General features: G+C 59.2%; 1 pseudogene. It reads left to right on the forward strand.

The features are described 5' to 3' along the window. Positions 1-958: 958 nt before the first annotated feature. Positions 959-1,289: pseudogene (locus tag LQ564_RS25685) on the forward strand (hypothetical protein); the annotation flags it as partial.

Genomic DNA, 1,289 nt, shown 5'->3' on the forward strand with positions numbered 1-1,289 from the left:
ATGCCGGCTATCCGTCGAACATGCAGCCGGCCCTGGCCTACGCGGCCGACATCGGCGGCGCCCAAGGTGCGAATGCCTGGAAAGTGTTCATGGCGCGCAGCGTCAAGCCGGACTACCGTTTCGGCCCGCAGTTCGATATCGTGCCGCGCTGATCACGGCGAAAGCAAGGCAAGCAAAGCCCGGTGGATTCCACCGGGCTTTTTTTATCCAATACAAACACCGTATGGAGAGCACGAGGGGCAACAGCCGCCATATCAGCACGAAACCTTTCGTTTTTCACGCCAGGGATTGTTTCACGAAAGACAGGTTAACCAATAGTCAATGGCAGCACGGGTGCATTTCAAAAAATTTCCCTAATATCAAGAGAATTAGCAGTATTTTGATCTCTGATCCTCGGATTTTCCAGTATTTTTGATGCCCTCCATGGCAGAGCAAATTGTGTGCTGCAAGAAAAAATTTTTACGACTGGTTATGTACTTTCCTGTTCGCATCGTATATGCTGGGAAAGTGTGTCGCAGGAAATTTCCCGCAAGACACAAAAATTAGTGAATCATTAATCCGCCTAAACCGGCTGCCTTTTACTCCTGACTTACTCCTCGCTGCTCTGGCGACATCTTCGGGTTCTGACAGAGCGTATGTAATCCCGCATTTCATACCTATAATCATGCACGTCCTGAAAATCCATTCCGTTTCCATTCTTGCCGCCGCCTTTCTCGCAGGGTGCGGCGGCGGCTCGGCCGATCAACCGGCCACGCCGCCCAGCAGCAGCACTACCCTTGCAGGCAGCACCTACGTTCCGCAAAGCCGCGGCACCACGCCTGTCACGCCCCCTGCTGACACCGTCCCGGCTCCCGGCGCCAGTGTCGCCACCGTGACCACCGTGCGTTTCGAAAACACATCGACGGCGGCACAAAGTAATGTTCCGGTAACGTTTGGCCACGTGTTCGCACCAGGTCATGTGGCATCGAACGCCGCGCTGGTCGGCCACCTGGCCGGCGGCGCCGCCATCCCGCTCCAGCTCGACGTCAAGGCGCGTCATCCGGACGGATCGGTTCGCCACGCCGTGATCTCGGCAGTGCTGCCGGCCCTGGGCGCCAAGCAGACTGTCGCCATGACGCTGGACCGCGGCGCCGCTGGCGCCGCTGGCGCCGCTGGCGCCACCACCGCCGGCAACGTCGCCTCGCTGCTGGGCGCCGGCTTCAGCACCTCCTTCAACGCCACCATCAACGGCGTGCGCTACACCGCCTCGGCCGACGAGCTGCTGAAGGCCGCGGCCCCGAAAGCGTGGC

This window comes from Massilia phyllostachyos, assembly GCF_021044825.1.
GTDB classification, from domain to species: domain Bacteria; phylum Pseudomonadota; class Gammaproteobacteria; order Burkholderiales; family Burkholderiaceae_D; genus Telluria; species Telluria phyllostachyos.